At 48.2% G+C, this 22311-nt stretch carries 23 protein-coding genes; 1 reads left to right on the top strand and 22 read right to left on the bottom strand.

The window, feature by feature from the left end:
* Positions 1-6: 6 nt before the first annotated feature.
* The 20 genes from JW878_00410 to JW878_00315 all read right to left on the bottom strand — a co-directional run bounded on the left by JW878_00410 (position 7) and on the right by JW878_00315 (position 15921).
* Positions 7-222: a hypothetical protein gene (locus JW878_00410; GenBank protein MBN1761527.1), complete on the bottom strand. Its 216-nt coding sequence runs from the start codon at positions 220-222 to the stop codon at positions 7-9.
* Positions 215-1468, bottom strand: a complete 1254-nt coding sequence (locus tag JW878_00405) for an ABC transporter permease (GenBank protein ID MBN1761526.1) — start codon at positions 1466-1468, stop codon at positions 215-217. The genes JW878_00410 and JW878_00405 overlap by 8 nt, the downstream gene beginning before the upstream one ends.
* A gap of 19 nt (positions 1469-1487) precedes the next feature.
* Positions 1488-2795, bottom strand: a complete 1308-nt coding sequence (locus JW878_00400; protein MBN1761525.1) for a COG1361 S-layer family protein — start codon at positions 2793-2795, stop codon at positions 1488-1490.
* Positions 2796-2821: 26 nt separating this feature from the next.
* A complete protein-coding gene (locus JW878_00395; protein MBN1761524.1) occupies positions 2822-3151 on the bottom strand; it encodes a hypothetical protein in 330 nt (109 codons plus the stop codon).
* Positions 3152-3157: 6 nt separating this feature from the next.
* Entirely contained in the window at positions 3158-3871 is a 714-nt protein-coding gene (locus JW878_00390) for an ABC transporter ATP-binding protein (GenBank protein ID MBN1761523.1), read from the bottom strand.
* A gap of 359 nt (positions 3872-4230) precedes the next feature.
* A complete protein-coding gene (locus JW878_00385; GenBank protein ID MBN1761522.1) occupies positions 4231-5034 on the bottom strand; it encodes a hypothetical protein in 804 nt (267 codons plus the stop codon).
* A 33-nt stretch (positions 5035-5067) separates the two neighbouring features.
* Positions 5068-5703 (bottom strand): hypothetical protein, encoded by a 636-nt coding sequence (locus JW878_00380; GenBank protein MBN1761521.1) that lies wholly within the window; start codon positions 5701-5703, stop codon positions 5068-5070.
* Positions 5704-5856: 153 nt separating this feature from the next.
* Positions 5857-6174, bottom strand: coding sequence for a hypothetical protein (locus tag JW878_00375; protein MBN1761520.1), 318 nt, complete (start codon positions 6172-6174; stop codon positions 5857-5859).
* 39 nt (positions 6175-6213) lie between these two features.
* The gene (locus JW878_00370; GenBank protein MBN1761519.1) at positions 6214-6495 is read right to left on the bottom strand and encodes a winged helix-turn-helix transcriptional regulator; all 282 of its coding nucleotides are present in this window, start codon (positions 6493-6495) and stop codon (positions 6214-6216) included.
* 73 nt (positions 6496-6568) lie between these two features.
* Positions 6569-9325: an HAD-IC family P-type ATPase gene (locus JW878_00365; GenBank protein MBN1761518.1), complete on the bottom strand. Its 2757-nt coding sequence runs from the start codon at positions 9323-9325 to the stop codon at positions 6569-6571.
* A 107-nt stretch (positions 9326-9432) separates the two neighbouring features.
* Positions 9433-10236: an alpha/beta hydrolase gene (locus JW878_00360; GenBank protein MBN1761517.1), complete on the bottom strand. Its 804-nt coding sequence runs from the start codon at positions 10234-10236 to the stop codon at positions 9433-9435.
* A 45-nt stretch (positions 10237-10281) separates the two neighbouring features.
* Positions 10282-11001 carry an isoprenylcysteine carboxylmethyltransferase family protein gene (locus tag JW878_00355; GenBank protein ID MBN1761516.1) on the bottom strand — a complete coding sequence of 240 codons (720 nt, stop codon included), beginning with the start codon at positions 10999-11001 and terminating at the stop codon, positions 10282-10284.
* Positions 11002-11144: 143 nt separating this feature from the next.
* A complete protein-coding gene (locus tag JW878_00350; GenBank protein ID MBN1761515.1) occupies positions 11145-12245 on the bottom strand; it encodes an acyltransferase family protein in 1101 nt (366 codons plus the stop codon).
* Between the two features lie 27 nt (positions 12246-12272).
* A complete protein-coding gene (locus JW878_00345) occupies positions 12273-12500 on the bottom strand; it encodes a nucleotidyltransferase domain-containing protein (GenBank protein MBN1761514.1) in 228 nt (75 codons plus the stop codon).
* Between the two features lie 297 nt (positions 12501-12797).
* The gene (locus JW878_00340; protein ID MBN1761513.1) at positions 12798-13253 is read right to left on the bottom strand and encodes a hypothetical protein; all 456 of its coding nucleotides are present in this window, start codon (positions 13251-13253) and stop codon (positions 12798-12800) included.
* A gap of 158 nt (positions 13254-13411) precedes the next feature.
* Positions 13412-13951, bottom strand: a complete 540-nt coding sequence (locus tag JW878_00335) for a DUF3795 domain-containing protein (protein ID MBN1761512.1) — start codon at positions 13949-13951, stop codon at positions 13412-13414.
* Positions 13952-14071: 120 nt separating this feature from the next.
* Positions 14072-14836: a class I SAM-dependent methyltransferase gene (locus JW878_00330; protein ID MBN1761511.1), complete on the bottom strand. Its 765-nt coding sequence runs from the start codon at positions 14834-14836 to the stop codon at positions 14072-14074.
* Positions 14837-14877: 41 nt separating this feature from the next.
* Positions 14878-15195: a flavin reductase family protein gene (locus tag JW878_00325; GenBank protein MBN1761510.1), complete on the bottom strand. Its 318-nt coding sequence runs from the start codon at positions 15193-15195 to the stop codon at positions 14878-14880.
* Positions 15192-15392 (bottom strand): hypothetical protein, encoded by a 201-nt coding sequence (locus JW878_00320; protein MBN1761509.1) that lies wholly within the window; start codon positions 15390-15392, stop codon positions 15192-15194. The genes JW878_00325 and JW878_00320 overlap by 4 nt, the downstream gene beginning before the upstream one ends.
* A gap of 85 nt (positions 15393-15477) precedes the next feature.
* Positions 15478-15921: a CGGC domain-containing protein gene (locus JW878_00315; protein ID MBN1761508.1), complete on the bottom strand. Its 444-nt coding sequence runs from the start codon at positions 15919-15921 to the stop codon at positions 15478-15480.
* 390 nt (positions 15922-16311) lie between these two features.
* Between JW878_00315 and JW878_00310 the strand changes: the two genes are divergently transcribed.
* Positions 16312-17775 carry a hypothetical protein gene (locus JW878_00310; protein ID MBN1761507.1) on the top strand — a complete coding sequence of 488 codons (1464 nt, stop codon included), beginning with the start codon at positions 16312-16314 and terminating at the stop codon, positions 17773-17775.
* A 151-nt stretch (positions 17776-17926) separates the two neighbouring features.
* Here JW878_00310 and acs read toward each other — a convergent pair whose 3' ends face one another.
* Positions 17927-19828, bottom strand: a complete 1902-nt coding sequence (gene acs, locus JW878_00305; GenBank protein MBN1761506.1) for an acetate--CoA ligase — start codon at positions 19826-19828, stop codon at positions 17927-17929.
* Positions 19829-19992: 164 nt separating this feature from the next.
* Entirely contained in the window at positions 19993-22269 is a 2277-nt protein-coding gene (locus tag JW878_00300; protein ID MBN1761505.1) for a diphthine--ammonia ligase, read from the bottom strand.
* Positions 22270-22311: the final 42 nt, after the last annotated feature.

Here is a 22311-nt window from a genome sequence, read left to right as displayed (position 1 = left end):
CACCTCCTAAATTTTTAACGCTTTTCCACGGCTATATATTGGAAATAACCCCTCATAAGCTTTTCTTTTCACCCTAATTAGAGCCAAATCCCACCCAAATCTTACCCAAATTTTCTCGGACTTACCTCTACCGACGCCAGCAGAAACTCCGTGAATGCCAAGCAACGAGGAGGCACCATCAACGAGTGCGTCTACCACGGTATTGAAATGCATTTCACTCATACCTCAATGCATCAACCGGCTTGAGCCTTGACGCGCGATAGGCCGGAATAACACCAGCTGCGATGCCAATGCCGACGGCGAGAAGAACCGCATAAATTAAAAGCATAGGTGTGATCACCGTCGTCACTTCTTCCCCCATTCCCATTATCCGCATACCCAGGAGCGGCAGTAATGAAGAAATGCCGGTACCAAGACAGATCCCTAATACCCCGCCGACCAGCCCGACGATTGCTGCATTTAAGAGGAAAATCATCATGATGTCACCGTTCCTTGCTCCGATCGATTTCATGATCCCGATCTCCTTCGTCTTCTCCAGCACTGACGTAAACATGGTGTTCGCAATACCCACGGATCCGACCAGCAAAGAAACTGCGGCAATCGCTTCTAAAAATAGGGACATGGTTTCTGTGACGTCACTCATGGTCTCCTGCATGGATTTTTCTGAGCTTATTCTGAAATCCGCGGTGTCCTCCGTAAGGTGCCGATAGTTCAGTAACTTCTGCTCGGCATCTTCCATAATCTGGTCGATATCAGCAGTACTCGCTGCTTTGATCGTGATAGAGTCGAACTCATCCTCGCCAATGTCATCCAGGGTATCTCGCGCAGCGTCAATGGGCATGATTATCGTACGGTCGTTCCCACCAAAACTCCCACTTTCTTCTAAAATGCCCACGATCTTGAATGCTTTGCCCTCGATGGTGATCACGCGGTTCACCGTTAACGGCTGTTTGAACGTATCTTCGGCTATGCTGTTGCCAACGACAACGGCATTATAGTCTGACGGGCCGAGGAACCGCCCGGATTCCAGTTCAGATGTGGTCATCTCTTTCCAGACCAACGGTTCTACACCCTCAATAGAAACGGTTGCCTTTTCTCCGAGGTAATACACTTCTCCGCTGCTTGAAACGGTGCCCTGAATCAACTCAATACCGTCTACAGACTGAAGCACTTGAACGTCTCTTTTGGTTAAATCTTCGGCGTCATCAGAGGTTGCAGCGCTTCCCTGCTCACCAGGAGGGCCACGGAACCCCGCAGAAGCACGCCCTCCCCCAGGGGAGATGGTAATAACATCCGCACCGAGCCCTCCAAGACGGCTCTCGACACCCTGCTGCATGCCTTCCCCTATAGATACGATCGCAACCACCGCAGCGATTCCGATGACGATACCGATAATCGTCAGCCAGCTACGCAGCTTGCTGTGCACCAGAATATTTACGGCTAACTTGAGGGATTTTCTCACTTTCATCGTGTTACTTACTCTTTCTTCACTTTGCTCGTGAAAATCGGGTTAAAAACGCAGTTACCGATTGCCTTTTCTTGTAGCAGATAAATCCAACAATAAGGAGAATCACGAGAGCAATAACGCCAATTAAGGTGGTATTTTGCCAGATGCTCTGCTGTTGTCTCATCATACCAGGAGGGAATTGAGCTGCATTTGAGCTCGAATTAGTGGATGGAATCGCCACGGTTTTTTCAACCGTTTGTCGTGTGCCCGTTGCGTCTGTATATTCAATCAATACGTCAAGATCGTTGTTTTGAGTGGCACTTTGTTGTTGAGAGGGATCTGCAGCAGCAGGTCCTCCGAACGAAGTACGTGTGGACGTTAGCTCGAATGAGACGATGGTGTAATCGCCTGTATCGAGATTGCCGACGATCGAGGCGGAGCTGCCCTGAACCGCGAACTGCTCCTGCTCAGGAATCTTCACCGTCACGGAATACGCGGGATTATTACCGATGTTCGCAACAGAAAGCGACGTCTGGCTATCTGAACTATCAGAGAAGGTCACGTCAAAATCAGTTCCCCCGCCTATGATGATGCCCGCGGTCGTGTTCAGCGATCTCGAGCCGCCGCTTTCGTCGTCAAACTTTATCGTCAGATCTAATTGATACACCCCGGCATCGGCATTCACATCGGCTACGACCGTGTACGCTACTTCAACGGATTCACCAACATCGATACGATTAATGTGTTTCGTATTGTCAGAAGAAAGAGGGAGAATTGCTCCTTCCGCTTCGTTCCACGAAAAGGCGATGTCCTGCAACGGATAATTGCCAATATTGGCGATGGTAAACTGCAGCTCTGTCAGCTCACCGGGCTTCAGTTCTGACGGGACGATGTCAGCGATATCGATGATCGCGCCCTGCGCCACCTGGAGGACGATCGAATAGGAGACTTCGGGCATGGTTTCGGTAACCGTTTGACTGCCCTCGGAATAGTATTGATCAAACGTGCAGGTGACGGGAATGGCATACGCCCCGCTTGGCGCGCCCTTTGCGACATGAACAGTGATCGTCACGTCTTTGGAACTCCACCCGGAGAGCGAGAGCGCCGAGACGCTTGACGAGCCAACCACCGAGATATACTCAGTGTCCTCGAAATTAAGCGTTACGTGCTTTGCATCGTAGGACCCCCCATTCTGAAGGGTAACCGTCAGCGTTTTCGTCTCGCCGGGCAGGAATTCCGTAGGCTTTACGTTTGTTATAACGATGCTCGCATCAGTGCCCGCGCTTACCGGAGCAACAAGACACGCGAGCACTGCCACTATACTACAAATAGCCAGTACATTCTTCATTTTGTTTCTACATAACAGCTTCCTTATCATTTATCTTTTACCTCCTTTTTTAACACCAATTCAGCTAATTCTTCTGGTGTTCTGCCAGATACTTTCCTTATTGTATAGTCCGCTAATTTCAATCCATCGTTCTTATCGATATCAGGGTAATACAGCATCCTTATCGTTTCTCGTATTATATCAGCAGTAGTATGCACTTTATTTCTCACATTTGTTTTGTTTTTTTGGATGTGCATATCGTAGCAGTGCGCTTTGTTACCGCAAAGTTCACACAAGCCATAACGTATCGGATAGCTACTTACTGGACACCCCAAGAAATAATTAACACAATCATCACAAATTAGCATTTTATTCATCTCACCCTAGTTGTTCTTATGGTTATGCTCTTCTCGCTCGATTTGGCCGTCTTTGAGATACACAACCCGTTCCGCTCGCTTTACCAGGTAGAAATCGTGCGTCACCAGAATAATCGTTTTGCTATCGTTCCCGTGTACCTCGCTCAGCAAATTCATGATGAATTCGCCAGTCTTGCTGTCCAGATTCCCGGTCGGCTCGTCGGCGAGGATTATGTCGGGGTCAACGGCCAAGGCTCTCGCGATCGCCACACGTTGCTGCTGCCCGCCCGATAGTTGAGAGGGCAGGTGGTGCACTCGTTCTCCCAACCCCACCAGCTCGAGCAGCTCGAGAGCTCTCTCTCTCGCCCGTGCGGATTCAACATCCTGGAACTCCTGAGGGAGCATAACATTCTCCAAAGCGGTGAGTGTGGGAATCAGATTGAACTGCTGGAAGACGAACCCGATTTTCTGGCCGCGTATCTGCGCTAATTGCGACTCGCGAAAACTCGCGATATCGGTACCGTCCAACCGAATTGTTCCCTTACTTGGCAGATCTAGACAACCGATGAGGTTCATCATCGTGCTCTTGCCACTCCCACTCGCACCCGCGATGGCTAAAAATTCGCCTCGCTCTACTTCTAGATCAATACCCCGTAGCGCTGACACTTGAACATTGCCCATCTGATGGATCTTCCAGACATTCTCTAACTGAATGACCGTATCTAGTCCAGAGGGGCTCATAGCCTACCCCCTAGCGAAGTTCGAACTCTGTATGTGCTACGAGCCCCTCTACATCTGGGGAGATGCGGTTCTACTTTATCGGTTTCTTCAATCATCTCGATCTTCTGCTCCATCTTCGCATCACTTTTCACGTATGGTTCTTCCCGGTCAAGGGTTAGAAATAGCTATACATAAGCCTTTCTCTTTTACCAAATTAGACCCAAATCTCACCCAAGTTGTTTGAATCTCTCTTACCACGCCAACGCTGTGTAGAGCCACAACGTAAGGTTGTAAACTAAAAAGAAAGCTACCGGAGCGTTTTAAAACCCTCTCCTGTTGCCGCATCGCACAAAAGTATTTGTCTATCATGGGTTGCAATCTCAGGTGATCATGTACGACACCACATCATCAATTGTCGAGGCTTCCTTCACGTTCATCTCTCCCTGGAAATACTCGCCGAGATCGATCTCTTTGGACGTGTAATAGACCCGCTTAAACCTGAAGTCAAATCTACCTCGATCTTCGATTTGTTGCTCGTAATAGACCACCATTTCTTGACCGTCTGGCACGAGAAAGAGCGTCATGTTATTATTCTCTGCTGCGATAGCCTTCTCAAACACACTGCCTACTTGCCCGATGACGCCGCCTTCTTCGATCGTGCCCGTGACTGCCACGTCCTGTCGTACGCTTTCACCTTCCAGTGCTGCTATGATAGCGACAGTGGTCGCTGCTCCGGCTGACGGCCCCCCAACCAGCGAGCCGTTGATCTCAAACGAGATAACGATATCTTTATCCGCGATACTCGCCTGTGTGAAGTCGGTAGCCACTTCGACTGCTTCTCGCACGGAATATTGCGTATCAGGCTCGGTAAACGGATTCGTATTCACCAGAACATTCCCTGTTCCTTCGTTGATCTCCACATGCACCTTTCCTATCTCGCCCATGCTGGTATCGCTTCGTACCGCAACGATATTGGCCGTAGCGTTCCTGACACCTTGAGACACACCTGTAAAAGCGAACGAACCCTCGTTGCCGGCGGTTCCGCTATTAAGATTACTGAAAACTCCAAGGACCCTCTGCACATCTTCTATCCCATGTTGCTGCTGATAAATGAGGCACGAAGCCGAGGTCGAGCCGAGCAAGAGGATGGTAAGTACAGCAATTATTACATCTTTACGGTCCATTTCGCTACATCACCTCTTTTTTAACCTCGTTACTCATACTCTCCCGATTTGTAACTCGATCACCCCAACTGAACTCAAATACGCCTTTAGGCCTACCAAATTCTGGAAAAACGTTTTGATATTCCCGAGCCATTTGGCAACACGTCCAGGCCCATTCTCATCCCTTTGCTGTTCCTGCCTTGCGGTTTCATTGAAATTCCCGCCATCTCCCCCTGCGACAGGTCTACGCTCAGGCATTTGCCTCTCCGGTCCGATGGTGTCATTGGTACCAACGCCCTCCGTAGCCCAATAGCGATACCCGTCGGGGCACGAGATATTGTACTGATCGCAAATCTGCGCCCAGAAGGTTTGCAGCTCTTGATCCATCGCTTCGCGCTCCTCTTCCGTCAGATCGCCACTGTACTGCTCACGTAGCTCCTGCATGAACTCGTGCATTTGCTGTTGGATCTCTTCTCTCTCCTCCTCCGTCAACTGGTTCATATCATCACATTGCCCCTCAGGCCACCGCGGTGCTATTACGGGAGATCGATTGCCTTCATGTGGCTGCCTACCCTCAGGTGATTGCATACCTACATCTCCTAGAGCTAGAACAACCTCAGTGGCGATTGCTATCAGTGCCAGAACCAGCAAACCAGCAATTATTTTCGTTCTTATTCTCATCATTCTCATCTCTTATACCTCCGATTCTTTCAGAATCTCTCCACGACTATAGTTAGAGAATGAGCTACACATAAGCCTTTCTTTTTTACCAAATTCGACCCAAATCGTACCCAAATTCGCTTGGAGCCTTTTGATGAGCTTTGAACGCTTTTCAGAATTCAGCTACTCGGGTTTCAGGCTGATATACAAGAGGATCGCCAATGCCGCAAATTCAAACCACTCAGACACTATCCTGAGGAGGCCCAGCGCGTCGAGATGCCGAAAGCCCCACAAAAAAGCGACGAACGGATTCGAGATGAATGCCTGCACAATCAGAAGAATAACAAAGGCGATCAAGCCCAGCGCGAATTTCGACTTGATCTGCTCGTAGTTCTTCGCGTAGATGAAGAGCAGACAGAGCAAAAGGATAACGTTTCCGAGCGTTATGAGCGCCTGGAGATTGATGAGCCACATGCTTGGCAGAGGCTGAGGTCCCGGCATCTTTATCACCTTCTATCCTCTCTCTTTTTTGCGCTTATATTATTTATTCCACACTTTATCCAGATATTCCTTAAAGACTTCATACTCTTCCTCCATACCTGATGATAAGAAATACACCGATCCGTATCCATCACCTGCTACGGTGATGATCTTGTTATCCAGAAGGACTTTGAGATGGTGTCGTACGGTCTTGTAATCCAATTCTAGGACCTCTGACAACTGATTGGCGTTATAGGGTCGTTCATTTAATGCCCGTATTATCCGCGCACGATTTACGCCGCCTTTCGTACCGACAATCAGCCACCAGATTACACGTCTCATCGTTCACTTCGTTCAGAGTCCTTTTATCAATAAACGCCTTTCATAATTATAAACCTGCTTTAATACCGCGCCTCTACGCTTTAAACCCCGCTCTCCTCTCTTCTCGACGCTTAGTTAAAAACTTCTCGAACTCGATGATGAAGAATATCGGGATCGCGAGTATAACCATGACAAGCCAGCATTCGGCCGGCAAGAGCGCAGTTCTCAGCGGATTGATGCCAATAAACGGCGGAGCGTAGATTATAATGAGCTGGAGCCCGAGCGTGAGTGCCGCGCCGATGAGCACCCATTTGTTCGAGAACGGACTGAACCTGAACGCAGACTCGGTGATTGACCGCGCGGTGAAGAGGTAGCAGATGTGAACCAGCATTACGGTAGTGAATGCCGCCGTTTGTGCCTCTGTCAGAACCTCGGGATCGCCCGCGCATATTCGCGTGGCGATATAGTACATAAAGAACCCTGCGAGTGCCATTGCCAGCGATACTATTCCGACTTTCTTGAAGAACGGACTATCGATTATACGTTCATCAGGGCTGCGTGGCGGTCTATCGAGCAGTCCCTTCTCCTTCGGCTCTCTGATGAGCGGCAGTGCGAGCGCAACGGCGTCGAGCAAGTTTATCCAGAGGATCTGCACGGGTGCGATAGGAAGACTTCCGCCTAAATGCGGATTGAAGATGGGTAAAAATGGTGCCAATAGTATTGCGCCTAAGACCAGCATCGTTTGCCCGCCATTTGTCGGCAGCGTGTACAGAATGATTTTTCGGATGTTATCGTAGACGTATCGACCTTCTTCTACCGCGGCCACGATGCTGGCGAAGTTATCGTCTGTAAGAATAATATCTGAGGCTTCTTTGCTCACCTCGGTTCCCGTTATCCCCATAGCGATCCCGATGTCCGCAGCCTTGAGCGCGGGCGCGTCGTTTACGCCATCGCCGGTAACAGCGGTAATATGCCCCCTGCGCTGCAACTGCTTGGTTATTCTGAACTTATGTTCCGGAGCAGCCCGGGCATATACCGAAACGGTATCCACAACCTCGTACAGCTCATCATCACTCATTCGTGAGAGCTCTTCCCCGATCAGCACTCTCGCGTCGTCTTCGCCAATTCCTATCTGCTGTGCAATCGCTTTCGCGGTCTGTGCATGGTCACCGGTGATCATCACGACGCGGATGCCTGCACGCTTGCATTTCTTTACCGCCTCCATCACTTCTTCTCTGGGCGGGTCGATCATCCCCTGGAGCCCGAGGAACGTCAGCCCTTCCAAATCCTCGCGATTCAATTCCCTTTTTTCTGCGGGTACGAGCTTATACGCCATACCCAGAACACGCAAAGCCTCTCCCGCCAGCTCGCTCGCCTTTGCTAAGATTACATCACTGCGCAGCGGTTCACTCTGTCCGTTGACCAGTTGTTTTTGGCACAATTGTAAAACCCGCTCCGGTGAGCCTTTCACATAAATGGCATTCCCGCGCGGGCACTCGTGCAATGTAGCCATGTACTGCTGCTCAGAAGAGAACGGTATCTCATCTAATTTGGCGCGGTCGTCGGAAATACCCGCTTTACGTGCAGAAACGACGAGCGCCCCTTCTGTAGGATCGCCAACGATGCTGTACCTTCTTTCTTCAGACTCTTCAAGCACAGCGTTGTTGCACAGATAACCCCCTCTCAGGGTTTCAGTCAGTGCTTCGCCCTCGTTTTCAGGGTTAATGGTGAGCCCTCCCCGAAAGAACTCTCCTTTGGGCTCATAGCCAACACCACTCACCATGTAATCCCTGCCTCCGCTGTAGATTCGCGATACCGTCATTTGGTTCTTGGTGAGCGTGCCGGTTTTATCAGTGCAGATGACCGTCGTGACGCCGAGGGTTTCTGCAGCCGGTAACTTCTTTATGAGCGCATTGCGCCGTGCCATGGTCATTGCGCCAAACGCTAAGGTAATGGTGAGTATCGCGGGTAGTCCTTCCGGTATCGCGGCAACCGCTAACGAGACCGAGGCAAGGAATGAATACACAGGAGGGAAGCCAAATCGTACTGCGAGTAGGAAATTAAGCGCTGCAATGGCAAGGATCGCAATGATTAACAATCGCGTAAAATCCGCCATCTTTCGCATGAGCGGTGTGATGGTCTCTTCTGTCTCTTCCACCAGTTCCGCGATTCTGCCAATTTCGGCATGCTTGCCGGTAGCGACGACCACCCCCTTGCCCGAGCCGTTGGTGATGAACGTCCCGCTGAACGCCATGCAGTACTGATCCGCGGGTGTTAAGTTGGGCTTTGCAATCGGCTCGGTCATCTTCCTTACCGGCACGGACTCGCCAGTGAGTGTCGCTTCATCTGCACTCATGTCCTTTATATAGAACAGCCGCAAATCCGCGGGCACCTTTTTGCCTTCGTCCAGCAGAACCACGTCACCGGGTACCAACTCCCGTGCTGGGATAATCTCCTGCGTAGCGTCTCGGAGCACGGTGCACTCAGGAGTCATCAGTTTCTCCAGTGCTTCAGCCGCTGCTTCCGCTTTGCCCTCTTGAATGAAGCCGATTATGGCGTTGGCAAGGACGACCGCCAGGATAACTGCCGTATCCATCCACATCTCCCCTTCGCCCGTAATGCTGAGAAAAGCGGTAACGATGGCGGCTATGATAAGCACGTAGATTAATGAGCTGTGGAACTGCATCAGGAACCGGACAAGCGGCCCCCGTTTCTTGAACACCAATTCGTTATAGCCATAGCGCTCAAGCCGTGTTTTTGCCTCACTGACCGTGAGCCCCCGCGCGCTCGCGAGTAAGGCGTCAAAAACCTGATCCACCGGCTGTTGATACCAGTTTTTATCTTGCCGCAAAGGAGATCCCTCCTCTTTACTAACCGTTAACAGTTAAAACAAATTTGATATGAGGTCTGTTAAAGGTTAGCCTTCCATTAGCCTTTTTACAGTCTCTGGTTCTTCTTTTACCGTGAGACGTTCGTCTGCAAAAATGCGGCAATTGCCTGATAAAATGCGTGCGGATTATCGTAACCGGGAAAATGATTGCTCCGAGGTATTTCGACCGTTTCGCATCCGCCCTCTTTTAATGTTGGCAAATAGGACAAGCCGCGATTCTCAGAGCCGTAGACGAACAGTTTAGGCATTCGTAGTCCAATGAACCGTCGAACCAAGCTACCGCTATCAGAATAATCCACTAAAGGAGGGGAGTAATCAAAGTAAGCTCTTTCAGACGCTTTTCCTAACGTCTCCGCGTAGTTGCGGAATCCTCGGTTCGGTGAGTGCGTTAAGCGGCGCTTTAGCTCTGGAAGAGCGGCCGTGGTAAAATAATCGAAACTATGCTGCGTGACCTCGCGGGAGAAGAAACAGTCTTCTGGCGCTAAATTACCTTCTACGTTAACGAAGCCTTTTACGTGCTCTTTATATCTCTCTGCGTACAAGAGAGCAACGAGCCCGCCCATGCTGTGGCCAACAATGACGAACTCGTCTATCTGCAGCTTCGATAGTACTAAGTGCGTGATCTCGACCAGATCGTCTATTTCGAGATGGAAACCACTAGGATAAGGGGAGTTGCCGCAGCCGGGGAAATCGAACCCGACGAGCGTGTACTCTTTCAGCTCGGGGCTATTTATGGCCTCTAAGAAATCGTTCTTAGAGCAGCCCAAGCCGTGGAGATACACTACTGCGTCGTTTCCAGCACGACGTAGTATGAAATAGTCGATCAGGAGCGGGTGGTTCCGGTAAACAATTTCTAGTTTTTGGGAGTGCATGGTCTCAGTATATAACGAAGAGCATATTCTATTTCACTTTTTACCTTACCACATCCGAGGCACAAGCCGATACCGTACTTTTTTCGTATAGTTGAAATAGCCCGGCAATTCCTTTTGTAACGTGACGTCTTCCAAGTAGGTGCGGATAATAAGCAGTATAACCACAAAAACCGCAGGTATGAGCCCCCATAACGAGCCCAGAACCAACGAGGTGCTGATCGCCATGAGAATGCCGCCCACGTAGCCCGGATGTCGGACATACCGGTACGGGCCGTCCTGCACCACCTGCTGCGCTCGATCCGTCTGGATGCGGACCGTGCTGGAGAACCATTTGTTTACCCACATCGCCCAGGAATAGAGGTAAATCGAGAAGATGAATGCTATGTAACTGATTACGTAAACCACCAGCGGCAAGTGGGGGGACCAGAGAAACCGTCCGGCATCTAAACATGCAATGATGAAGATAGCGAAGAATAGCGGTGCATACAATACCCAGAATACTTTGTCCCACCACTTCGTGCCTGGTCCGGGTTTGAACCGTTCCTGGGCAAGGTCGGTTTTATCGGCGAACGCGATAAGCTGAATCAGAACGAGCAGCACCATGACGATACTGAAGACCCAGCCCTGCCAGTACGTTAATCTACCAGCTAAGAGGAAAATGAAGGCGATAATGAATAAGAGTGAAAAAACGCCCTTAACCGCTATTTTGAGATAGTCCCGCCTCTCTTTTTTCGGAGTTTTAGTAGTTTCCAGAGTGCGTCTCATTTTCACTCCCATTTAGATACATTCTAAGCACTAATAAATGTGGCGCTGCGATCGCAGAAAACGGTGTCCCGAAAGGCACGTAGGGCTTTAGCCTCCCTTGTTAGAAGGCAGACGATGCCTGAGCGAATGTTGCGGTCATTACCTTATAGAACCTTCTCTGAATAGGGAATCCTGCGTACAATACAATGACTTATCACGAAGCAAAGACTCACTCCTAAAACCGACACTAAAGCGAATTTCAGCAGCGGAAAAATAGGGAGTCCTCTCAGTGCATACGAAACGAACACGATAACTGGAGCATGAATTATGAAGACGGTATATGCGTTGTCCGATAGCGTCCTGGTAAAACTCGTCTGGGAATCAAACCTTTTGCGAAAAAGAACGAAGAGGCCAGCAATTAAACCTGCGCCTACAAAAGCTTCCCACAGCGAATATGCTAACGATTGCCAGTGAATGCCGCCCAAGAACGGAGTTACATCTTCGACTGCACCGCCCATTACGCCAATCACAGGAAATAGGAAAATAGCGGGTACTGCAAGCTTCAGCCATCTCATTCCAACGGAATCAGAGAAATTATCAAACCACTTATTGTCATAGGCTATAATGCCAATGACAAAAAGGCTTACATAGCCAGGGAAGAAGCCGAATTGGAGGTTTGAAAAGCTCTCACCAATCGGCCACCATATTCGAACGAGGAAATTAGCAAGTGATAGCATAAGGACGAAGACGAGGATCTGACTGCTTTGCGGCTGTTGCTTTAATCCGCTCACATTTTCTGGGCTTAATACCTTCCATAAGGTATAACCAACACAAAAGATCAGTAACGCCTGAACAAACCAGAGCGGACCTGTCCCAAAGAAATCCTGGAGGCGCACCGAGTCACCCATCGACCTGACGTAGAGCGTATACACTATGAGTGGGTTGATACCGAAAAAATAGACCACGAGGGGAATGCCTAACCGGATAAATCTGCCCTTCAAATACGTTCTCGGTCCCTTTCGAGCATACGATCCTGGCGTGAGGTACCCGGAAATCATAAAGAAGAATCCTAAGACAAAGGACTGCACAACCGCAGTGAAGAGCGTGAGAAGAACCGCAGAGATAACGTCCCCGGTATGTTCGTAGTAATACCAAGAACCAGTTGCACCGTACGTAATGGCGATATGGAGCATGACAATGAGTGTGATCAGCACTGTTCTCAGGTTATTGATGTAGAGTAGTTTTGGACCGCTTTGTTGTGACATCGTTTTTAATGCTCCCACAAGATCAATTTAAGGCTCCCCCCTTTCAAATAATTCTTCCAGGAAGAATTTCAGGTCCATGTAGTTATCGAACGTTTTCTTTCCGTGTTCAAACTCCACCAAAACGTCGAGGTCACTCCCTGGAGTTTGCTCATTTCGCATATGAGAGCCAAAGAGCCTTATTCGCTTCGCGCCGTACAAGTTTATTTCAGTCTTATGCTCTTCAAGCTTCTTCAGCGCCTTCTCATAGGTTAGCATTATCTACATGCACCACCTGACCCGAGGATAGCTAGGGACCGATTCCTTCGCTTCGCTTCGCATCGTAAGGGTAGCGGAGATCGCCTTCTGTTCATCCACCTGCTTCTCTTATACGCGTCTTCACATGATTATGCTTATCCTCTGCGTTACTCCGATACAGACGATCGTGGAATTATCCTGAGCAGCACCATCACAACTTGCCAGTAGGTGAGCTGGCCGGGCTAAGAGAAAGATACCTGCGATGATGAGTAAAGGGGCATGCGCTGCGTTATCTATCTGCGGTTGCTCAGCCGCACCTTAGTACCCCGTTTGGTTGCTCCACCACGTTCTCAATTCGTCCGTATTACCGTCAAAATAGTAAATTGAGCATAGAGCGGGGGGATAACGTCCTCTTCTAAATCCTTCGATGAGAAACATTGCCTCGTTTCCGACCGTAGATGACTCATTGAAGGGATAATAGGAACTGAGTACTGAAACTACCGGTGCAGCAGGCTCTTCGGAATCGATCACGTGCATAAGCTGCCGAACGTGTTCTTCCGTTATCCAGTCCGGTGGTGGCGTACTCGCAATCGTGAGCGGGGTGTCTGGACGGCTTTTGAGGATCTCAAGCAAGGCTAGCGGATCTGTTTCTGCCCAATCAAGTTGCTCTGGCATCGGTGAATCCTGAGGCGGTATTTTTTGATGTTGTGAAACCCAGCCAACAGCGGCTATCGTGAAAATGCCGATAATGATGATGATTAGTAGCTTTCTCATGCTCTCTTCACCAGTCCACAGGTATAATAACGGAAGATGAATAAAAGAAGTTGCTGACGGCGATTTCGGAAAAACTTTGATTCCCTGTAATCCGCGGTTAGCCCCCGAGAGGCGAGCCTTGCGAAACAAGGCGCGGAGTTGACTTCGGAACACTATTGTTAACTCAGATCAACATTAGATGTTGAAGCCAATTCTCTGATTGTCTTCTTTACAACATTTGCCTTGGATTTTATGTCAGCTTTATCTACTTTTTCACTTGCAAGTTTTTTCGTTGCTTCTTTAATTGCCGCGTTAATCAATGCAATCTGCATTCTTGCACAGGCTTTACAGTAAAAACTCATTGATCGCCCTTCATTATAATGCTGGAGTAATCTTTCCAACAATGCTTGTCTTTCGCTTTGTTCTTCTAACCACCTTTTTAAACCAACTTCTTTAATCCGGAGTAAATTATTAGCAGCAGGGATCCACTCCGTAACTTTCCTTCGCGAGAAGATTTTACACTGAAATACTTCTTTACATTCGATGCAAGTCTCAAAGCCATGCTTTTTTACACAGCAGTTCCAGATACTGCACCATGAATGTTGTTCGCCCAATTTGCAACCGATGCATCTGCTTTTCGCGGTTGACTGGTACTTGCTACATAACCCACAATATATTCCGCAGCACCCAATGAGGCTCTTTGCTTCGTTATTTCCCATTCTTCATCACCTCTAAAGCCGGTCCGCATACCGTGTCGAGCAGATTTGAAGTTTGCAATCGAAAGGAGCAGATTTGGGCGAACGAATGAGCCAGATAAGCTTTATTGAGAGAAGTACTGGTCATTTTTCCCCCAGAATTAAAAATACCTTCCGTTTAAAAAATAATTCGTCATTTATTGTAGTGAAATACGGTGAGATGTCTTGATCATTCAGGCCACCATCCACTAAATGGCTTATATTCTCTAAATTAGCTTTAGACTGGATAGCATGATTAACATATTCATTAAAATTCAATTCAATTTCCAGCTCATAAGTTCTCAGTATTTTAATTTTATTCCGGCGGAATAAATCGGTAAGATGCTCCTTTGACAATGCTTTATTATGGCTTTTATCTATCTCTTTTTCAAGCCTCTCGAAGAAATCGTTTGCCCTGTTATCGTCATACGAAACGATATCCTGTATGCTAATTCTGCCATCTCTTTTACAACCACGAATCATTTCGCTGAAAACAGTCTCGTAATTTAAAAAGTGATGAAATGCAGACTTGCAAACGACTATAGAAAATGTATCGTCTTCGACTGGTATGTTTTCTACGTCGTTACAGGTAAAGTGTATATTGTTTAATTTAGTCGCAACTACCTGAGCTTCGGCTAATTCAATCATCTTCTCAGAAAGGTCTACTCCACAAACATACTTTATCCTTTTTGCACAGAAGATTGAAAATTCTCCTGAGCCACATGCCACGTCCAGAAGAGTGTCTTCTGGTACCATACCACAGAATTCGAAGTATCGTTGTTGATATTCGAGGTTCTTTGTAATTGACCAGTTCGAGAATTTTTCGGCTTGCTTATCAAATTGGTCCTTCACGATCTTTTTCGTATCCATGCTATTCTTTGCCTCGAATTCATTGTGTCTTATTGGTATATCTACTCGCCAAACCGCGTCCCATAGATCTTCCGGGGGAACGCTCCCTGTGCGTACTCTATTTTCCGTTTGCCCTTCACCAGCGCTTCATCTGCGTACGCCTCCATAACTTCACCGACAAAGATATTTTTATCGCCCGTCTCTATTTCCTGTCGCACCATACACTCCATCCACGCGACGCACTCCGCGATAATCGGCGCTTGTACCTTCCGTGCTAGCTGCGGCGTTAAGCCTGTTTCCTTGAATTTATCAACCTCAGAGCCCGAGTGGTAGCCGCAATAATAGACCTTCGGCTCCAGCGCTTTGGGCGGCACATTCACCACAAATTCCTGCTGCGTTCGATTAACCCACAGGAATACGCGCCTCGACCGATGGCGCAGGCGATGAGTGGCGGCTCCTTTGAGACCGGCATGCAGAAGCTGACCGCGATGATGTTCGGTTTCTGGAGGTCGCCGCAGGTGATCAGATAGTGCCGCATCGGCCACAAATACTCCAGATATTCGACGTCGGTCTTCATTCAAGTTACCTCTGTTTTAGCGAAGGCGCGTGGGTTGGTGATCCGAGGTTTCCGCAATTCAGTTAGAAAGACAACAAAACGGGCGTTAATCGTACAACGCCATGATCGCTCTGTCCTCGTTTAGGAGCGGTCCCGCTATGTTTTCCATATCCATTGCAGTCCAAAACGGGAGATTTTTATGTGCCGTGTAGTACTTCAAGGGTACGGGATGGGTACCAACGACCACGGGCGTTTTGTACACGTGCTCGATGAACGTTTTAAAGTGGTTAATTCGCGGGCAGGGCGGATAGCCCACAACCATGCCAGTCGCAAAATGGATAACCTCAGCACCGTTTTTTATCATTTCTTCGGGCACGTATTCGATATTCCCGCCAGGACAGCCACCGCAGAATGAATAGCCAACTAACTCGAGTTCTTCTTCCCTGGGATACGTTGCAAAACCGCCCACATGCTCTTTTAACGCCCTGAGGCATTTACCGCCGCCACACGTTTGATACCGTCCGCAAATGATGATTCCTATTTTCGTCATGGTCGCACCTGCTTGTAGTAAGAGAAATAAGCACCGTTAAAGATATTAGTATCGTTCGTTTCTAGCTCGTGCCGCACCATGCAGGTGCAGGAATATGCACTTCAGCCGATGGCGCAGGCGATGAGCGGGGGCTTCTTCGAAACGGGCATGCAGAAGCTGACGGCGATGATGTTCGGTTTCTGGAGGTCGCCGCAGGTGATCAAATAGTGTCGCACCGGCCACAGAAACTCAGGTATTCGACATTGGTGTTCATTTTTGGTTACCTCAGCTTAATTCATTTTATATAACATTTCGCGTGTATATGAGGTTACAATGGGAAGGTCCCGAAGAGTTTTTAGTCAACCCAAATATGGTATATTCTTTTATTTTCCCTATCAATTAATAGATTATATGGATAAATTATCCTTCGAGAAAAGAGATAGGGATTTAATGGTAAAGTTGCATACTTCAGATTCTTTTGGGAAGTTCACAACTAGCGTAACGGGGGATATTGTTATAAATCGCACTGAAGGTGACAGACAATACAAAGTGAATATAAAAAATTTTTTTGATGAATATTCAAAGATACAGGCACTAAAATTAGAATTGGCTAATAACGAAAAGTTTGTTATAGATTACGACCAATACAAAGATTCCTTTAGATTTTTTTATAGTGATACAAGAGATAAAACTAGGTTAACACAAAAGGGAGAGTATGTTTGCTATGGAATCGGAAAAGAGACTATAACAGAAGTTTTCATAATAAATCTTATTAAATTTTTAGATAAAGAAAGCGAAGTTATCACGGAAAAATGCCTTATCAATACTGAAGAAAAGGAAATAGTTAATTTTTATTTGTCGGTTTTAAAGAGATTTGAGAAATCATTTTCAGGAGAGAATAAGGATAAAGTCAGCAAAGCAAGAACTTATCTAGATCAGATTTGGAGGGATTTCCCATTAATTAATGAATCGTATATTAAGAGCATTGGAAAACTGTTAGAAGGTATGGAGTTTCGAGAACTTGAAGAATGTGCAGAAAGTATCAAGGATATGCAGAGGGAGATTATACGCCTTTCATCTTTAGTCAGAGAGCCTAATGAAATAGATAAAATAGATGAATACATAGTGAAATACAAAAGAGGGAGGGGTTCACTAAGTGAGGCTTTTAATGATTCTGACATTGATAAAATTCCTGAGATAGAACAACTAAAAATTATTAAACTCAGAAAGCAGATAGTTAGAGTAAGGGAACTTTTAGAAATACAATACAAATATGCGCCACTTGAAAAGAAACAAAAAATTATGCAGTATATCACAGTTATTAAAAATTTTGAAACAAAAAAATATTCCCCCAGTGAAGAGGATAAAGTATCGACTTTTAGAAGTTTATTAGATATATTTGAAGGGGCAGAAGGTATATCTACGCTTATAACAGGAATTCCCCCGATAATTTTTGGATTAATAGTGAAAATAATAAAATCTCTTCTCGCTCTAAATGATTTGAAAAAAGAATACAAGCGGGAGCAAAAAGGACTGATAAAATATGAAGAAACAAAGTATGAAGAGAAAAGAATACAAAAAGATGAAGTTTATGTTCATCCCACTACACAAATTAAATGGCTAAAAAGGCAAACTAAACCTACTGAAGTTAGAAGCAATAAACTAATTGTTGAAATAGTTGAGGAGATAATTAAAAGACATGGTCCTAGGACTGTAATTGGATTAAAGGAAATTGCTAACCATTATAACTACAGAATAACCAAAAAACAGATACAAAATGCTGTTTATAGTTCGAATAGATTCTATGCTCTGGGAACGAAGAAAAGAAGATACAAAGGAAGATTAATAGAATATAACATATACCATGTAAGATGATGGTTGAGATAGATTGTAATTATCTAAATATTTTCAAGCAATCTATCTACATTTTCGTGAATGTAATGAACTATAGTCCTACATGAATAACTATCTGTACTTCATCTCTTAATTCTCTTTCCGCTTCTAGGATCTTATCGGCTCTAGAGTCTCAATCTTCCAACGTCGAAATATCCCCGATGTCCATACCGAGCTCTTGCGCCTTGAGCACGCGCCGCATGATCTTCCCGCTTCGCGTTTTCGGCAGCGACTCCACGATCTCCAATTCATCAGGCACCGCCAGCGCGCCCAGCTCACGGCGCACGTGGAGCTTGATATCTGTTATCATATTCTCCGAATGATTCTCTCCTTGTATAATGATGAGGAACCCCTTGATGCTCTCGCCCTTGAGCTCGTGCGGCTTCCCGATCACCGCAGCCTCCGCAACTGCAGGATGCGAGACCAGCGCGCTTTCGACTTCCGCGGTGCCGATCCGGTGTCCCGAAACCGTAAGCACATCGTCCGACCGCCCTAGGATCATGATATAGCCGTCCTCGTCTTTCGTCGCAAGGTCGCCCGCTAAATAGTACGGTGCGATCGTGTTCCAGTACTCTTCGTAGCGCTCCGGCGCGTTCCAGCAGGTTCTCAGTCCGGAAGGCCACGGCGCCTTGATAACGAGATGCCCCACGGTATTGGGATCGACTGCTTGTCCTTGCTTGTCTACCACGTCGGCAACGACGCCGAAGAACGGCTTGCCCGCCTTGCCCGGCTTCGCCGCATACGAGGGTATGGTTGTTATTAAATGCCCGCCGGTCTCCGTCTGCCACCAGGTATCGACGATCGAGCAGTTCTTGTTCCCGATGTACTCATAGAACCAGAGCCATGCTTCTGGGTTCAATGGCTCGCCAACGCTGCCCAGTATCCTTAAAGAAGAGAGATCGTACTTCCCCGGCCACTCCTCGCCGTATTTCATGAACGAGCGTATCGCCGTCGGCGCGGTGTAAAAGATATTCACGCCGTACCGGTCGATGATAGACCACCAGAGCCCTGGATCGGGATAGTCAGGCGCGCCCTCCACCAGCACCGAAGTCACGCCGACCGACAAGGGGCCATAGACCAGATAGCTATGGCCGGTGATCCAACCGGGATCTGCGGTACTCCAGTAAATATCATTCTCGTGCAAATCGAAATTGATCTTCGTGGTGTAATGCGTGTAGACGTTATACCCGCCGGTTGTATGGAGCACGCCCTTCGGCGTTCCCGTCGTGCCCGACGTATAAAGGATAAACAATGGATCCTCGGCATCCATTACTTCCGGCTCGCAGCATGGCGACTGGCTTCGTATCAACTCGTGGAAATCGATCTCCTTCTCCACGAGTTCGTAACCGTTCCCTTCCCGCTGCACCACAATTACCTTCTCGACAAACGGTAAATCCTCGACCGCTTCGTCAACGGAAGACTTCAAATCGATCTTCTTACCGCGTCGTTTCGTCCACGACGCTGTAATCACTACCTTCGCGTGCGCCTCTTCGATCCGCATCCGCAGCGCCGAGGCACTGAACCCGCCGAAGACGACCGAATGGATAGCGCCAATGCGTGCACACGCGAGCATCGCCACCACCTGCTCCACGATGAGCGGCATGTAGATCGAGACGCGATCACCTGTCTTCACGCCGAGCGACTTCAAACCGTTGGCAAACCGGCAGACCAGCTCCAAGAGCTCGCCGTACGTCACTTTCACTTCCTCACCCTCTTCGTTCGTGTAGATATACGCAAGCTTGTTCCGCTTGCCCGCGTTCACGTGTCGATCAAGACAGTTGTACGTGATGTTCAGTTTCCCGTTTACAAACCAGCGGTAATAGGGGTGCTCCCCGTCACGGACCGAATCCCACTTCTGGAACCAGTACAACTCGTCCTCTGCGATCCGTGCCCAGAATCCTTCCGGGTCTTCTATTGACTCCTTGTACAACGTCTCGTACTCGTCAGGTTTGATAAACGCCGCCTCCACAACGTGCCGTGGCGGATGATACACCTGATTGACCTTCAGCAATATTTCATTCTTGTCCGTAGCCATAGCTCTGTCTCCGGGGTTAGTTTACTTAGGTTCACATATAGTAGAACCCACGATTTTAAAAAGTTCAATTCGCCTTTTAGCCTATTTGAGAATTTTTCAGAACGAGTATGAACGAGCATCCTGTCAACGCATCGTATACAAATCAACTTTCGTTTACTCTATCCTCAGTAAATCTGCTTTTCTACCAACTTCGCCGCCTTCACGACCAATCGTGCGGTATACGCGTCCGCCTCCACGATCTCACGCTCCTCAACGACCAGCCGTTTCTTGAACAGAGGCCCGTCCAGCACCAACGATTCGAATTCACCGCCTTCGCCTGCTATGTTCAACCCGTCGAACCGGGAAGAAAGTTGGTCGCCACGTCTCGCGAGCTTCTTGTCCAATGCCACTAAGCGGTCGATGTCTTGCATCATTATCCTCCGGCCAAGCCAGCTCTTGTCCAGCCCGTACGCACTGATACCTGTGAACATCAGTTCGAAATGAGAGACGACGAGCCGCATCTCCGTTTCCTGATTGCTGTGCCACAGCGGAGAGAACACGGCGAGGTCCTCTTCCCTGGCTATTCGATCGATGCGTTCTTTTTGATACGTGCTCCATAACGCGCCAGTAATAACACCTTTTATGCCGTATGTCGCCTTTGCTTCTCGAAACGCAGCTCGCAGATCCTCCAGTTCCTTCTCCTTTTCGCCCGCAGTTTCTTGCAGCACGAGCGGTAAGCCAATCGCTTCGGCTTGCAGTTCCACTAACTCCACCGCAGGCGTGTGGAACATGTACGATTCAGGATTCCGGCTCTTTATGGTGATTAAACAGTCCACTGGATAGCCAGCCTTTCGCATGAGCCAGAGTGCAAACGTACTATCTTTACCAGAGCTGAACAGGCTGCCCAGCTTGAGATCCCGTGCGGGATAAAACGTCCGCAGGTAATCGCGCGTGTACCGGTAGCCGTTCCGCTTCGCTAATTTCTCGATCCCCTTCACCACGTTCGCGCCGTATTGCACCGCCCTCTTCTTCCTGCCCGCAACGTCCTTCAAACCAAGATCGCACGCTATCTCGCGTAAAATCGCCTTATCCGTATCGCCTGCTAGCTTATATGCCGCAGGTATCCGTAACGCATACGCCACGAGGTCCGGAGCCAAAAACGGTGCCCGCAACGAGATCCCGTGCGCCTTCGCCACCATGTAATCACGGTACAGGTCCCGCTCATGCATACTCAAAAGACCGGTGAGGCATTCTTTGTTCACAGCCTCTCGTTTTTTCACGCGTTTATGACGCTCATAGCCCGCGAAGAGCTCTTCGGTGCCGAGACCACTGAAAACCGTATTTATGCCGTCCTCGTTCGCCATCTCACACGCGGCATACAACGGCACCGCCACGCTTATCTTCACGCCATCCGTATCGTCAATCAGTGGAACAACCTCTTTAAGGTACCGCTCAACATCGTCAACTCCGATTTTCTTCAGTGCTACTGGCAACCCCAAATCAGCAGCAATACGCGTCGCATAGCGCAAATCCTCGGCTTCCTTCATGCCCGGCTCGTCAACTGCGACCGTATAGCAAACGAAATCGGCATCCAACTCCTTGCAGAGGTACGCGATAAGCGTGGAATCCAACCCACCGGAGAAGAGCACGCCCACCTTCTCGCCGCGTGGTAATCTCCGCTGGATACTCGCTCGCAGTAACGCGGGCAATTTTTCCTTTAGCTCATCCTTATCCTCCGTTAGCTCCGGCACCGTGGAAAATGAATCTCTTTTCAGGAACCGCAACCGGTCATCTTTGATGCGGTATCGTAAAAGTATCCTCGGGTCGAGTTCGATCGCATGAGGATAGCCCATAGCTTCTAAAGCTCTCTTTTCCGAAGCAAATGCAAAGCCATCAACATGCGCGAACCAGAGCGGGCGCAATCCTAACATGTCACGGGCCAGGTATAACACCCCGCCATTCGTGGCTTCACGCAGCCAATAAGCCCAAGCATACGCTCCGTCTATCTCGTTTAAAACTGGATAATCTCCCTTCAGCTCCGATTCGTGCGCACCTACGAAACGTTCTAACAATCCCAGGAGTACTTCATGGCTCTTCTCGCCTGCAGCATGATATTTCGCTCTCAATTCGTCCACATTGTACAGCTCCGCATCTGCCACAAACCCGCCTTCTATCAGGTTACTCGAACGAACAGGTTTACAGGAGCAACACGCGATGCAATTGTTACTCTCCTGTGTTACCCCCTGTTCCAAAGTCTGCAACTCCGTCGCAAAATACTCGCCGTTATCAGTGCCAATCCCAAACTCAGCATCTTCTCGAGCCTTCAGTACTTCTAAGCCCTTAAGCACTAGCTCTACCGATCTCTCAGTGTTAAAAACGCCGATTATACTGCACATTTGCTCGATCTCCAATCTAAATTTCTGATTTGTTATACAGTAACCATTAGCCGTCTTGTCTTCCAAAAACGCGTCGATTACGTATCCACGTTTAAGTTGCGGGTGGTG

The organism is Methanomicrobia archaeon, assembly GCA_016930255.1.
Lineage (GTDB): Archaea > Halobacteriota > Syntropharchaeia > Alkanophagales > Methanospirareceae > JACGMN01.
The sequence above is the reverse complement of the archived record's forward strand: the minus strand, read 5'-3'. Positions and strand labels throughout refer to the sequence as shown.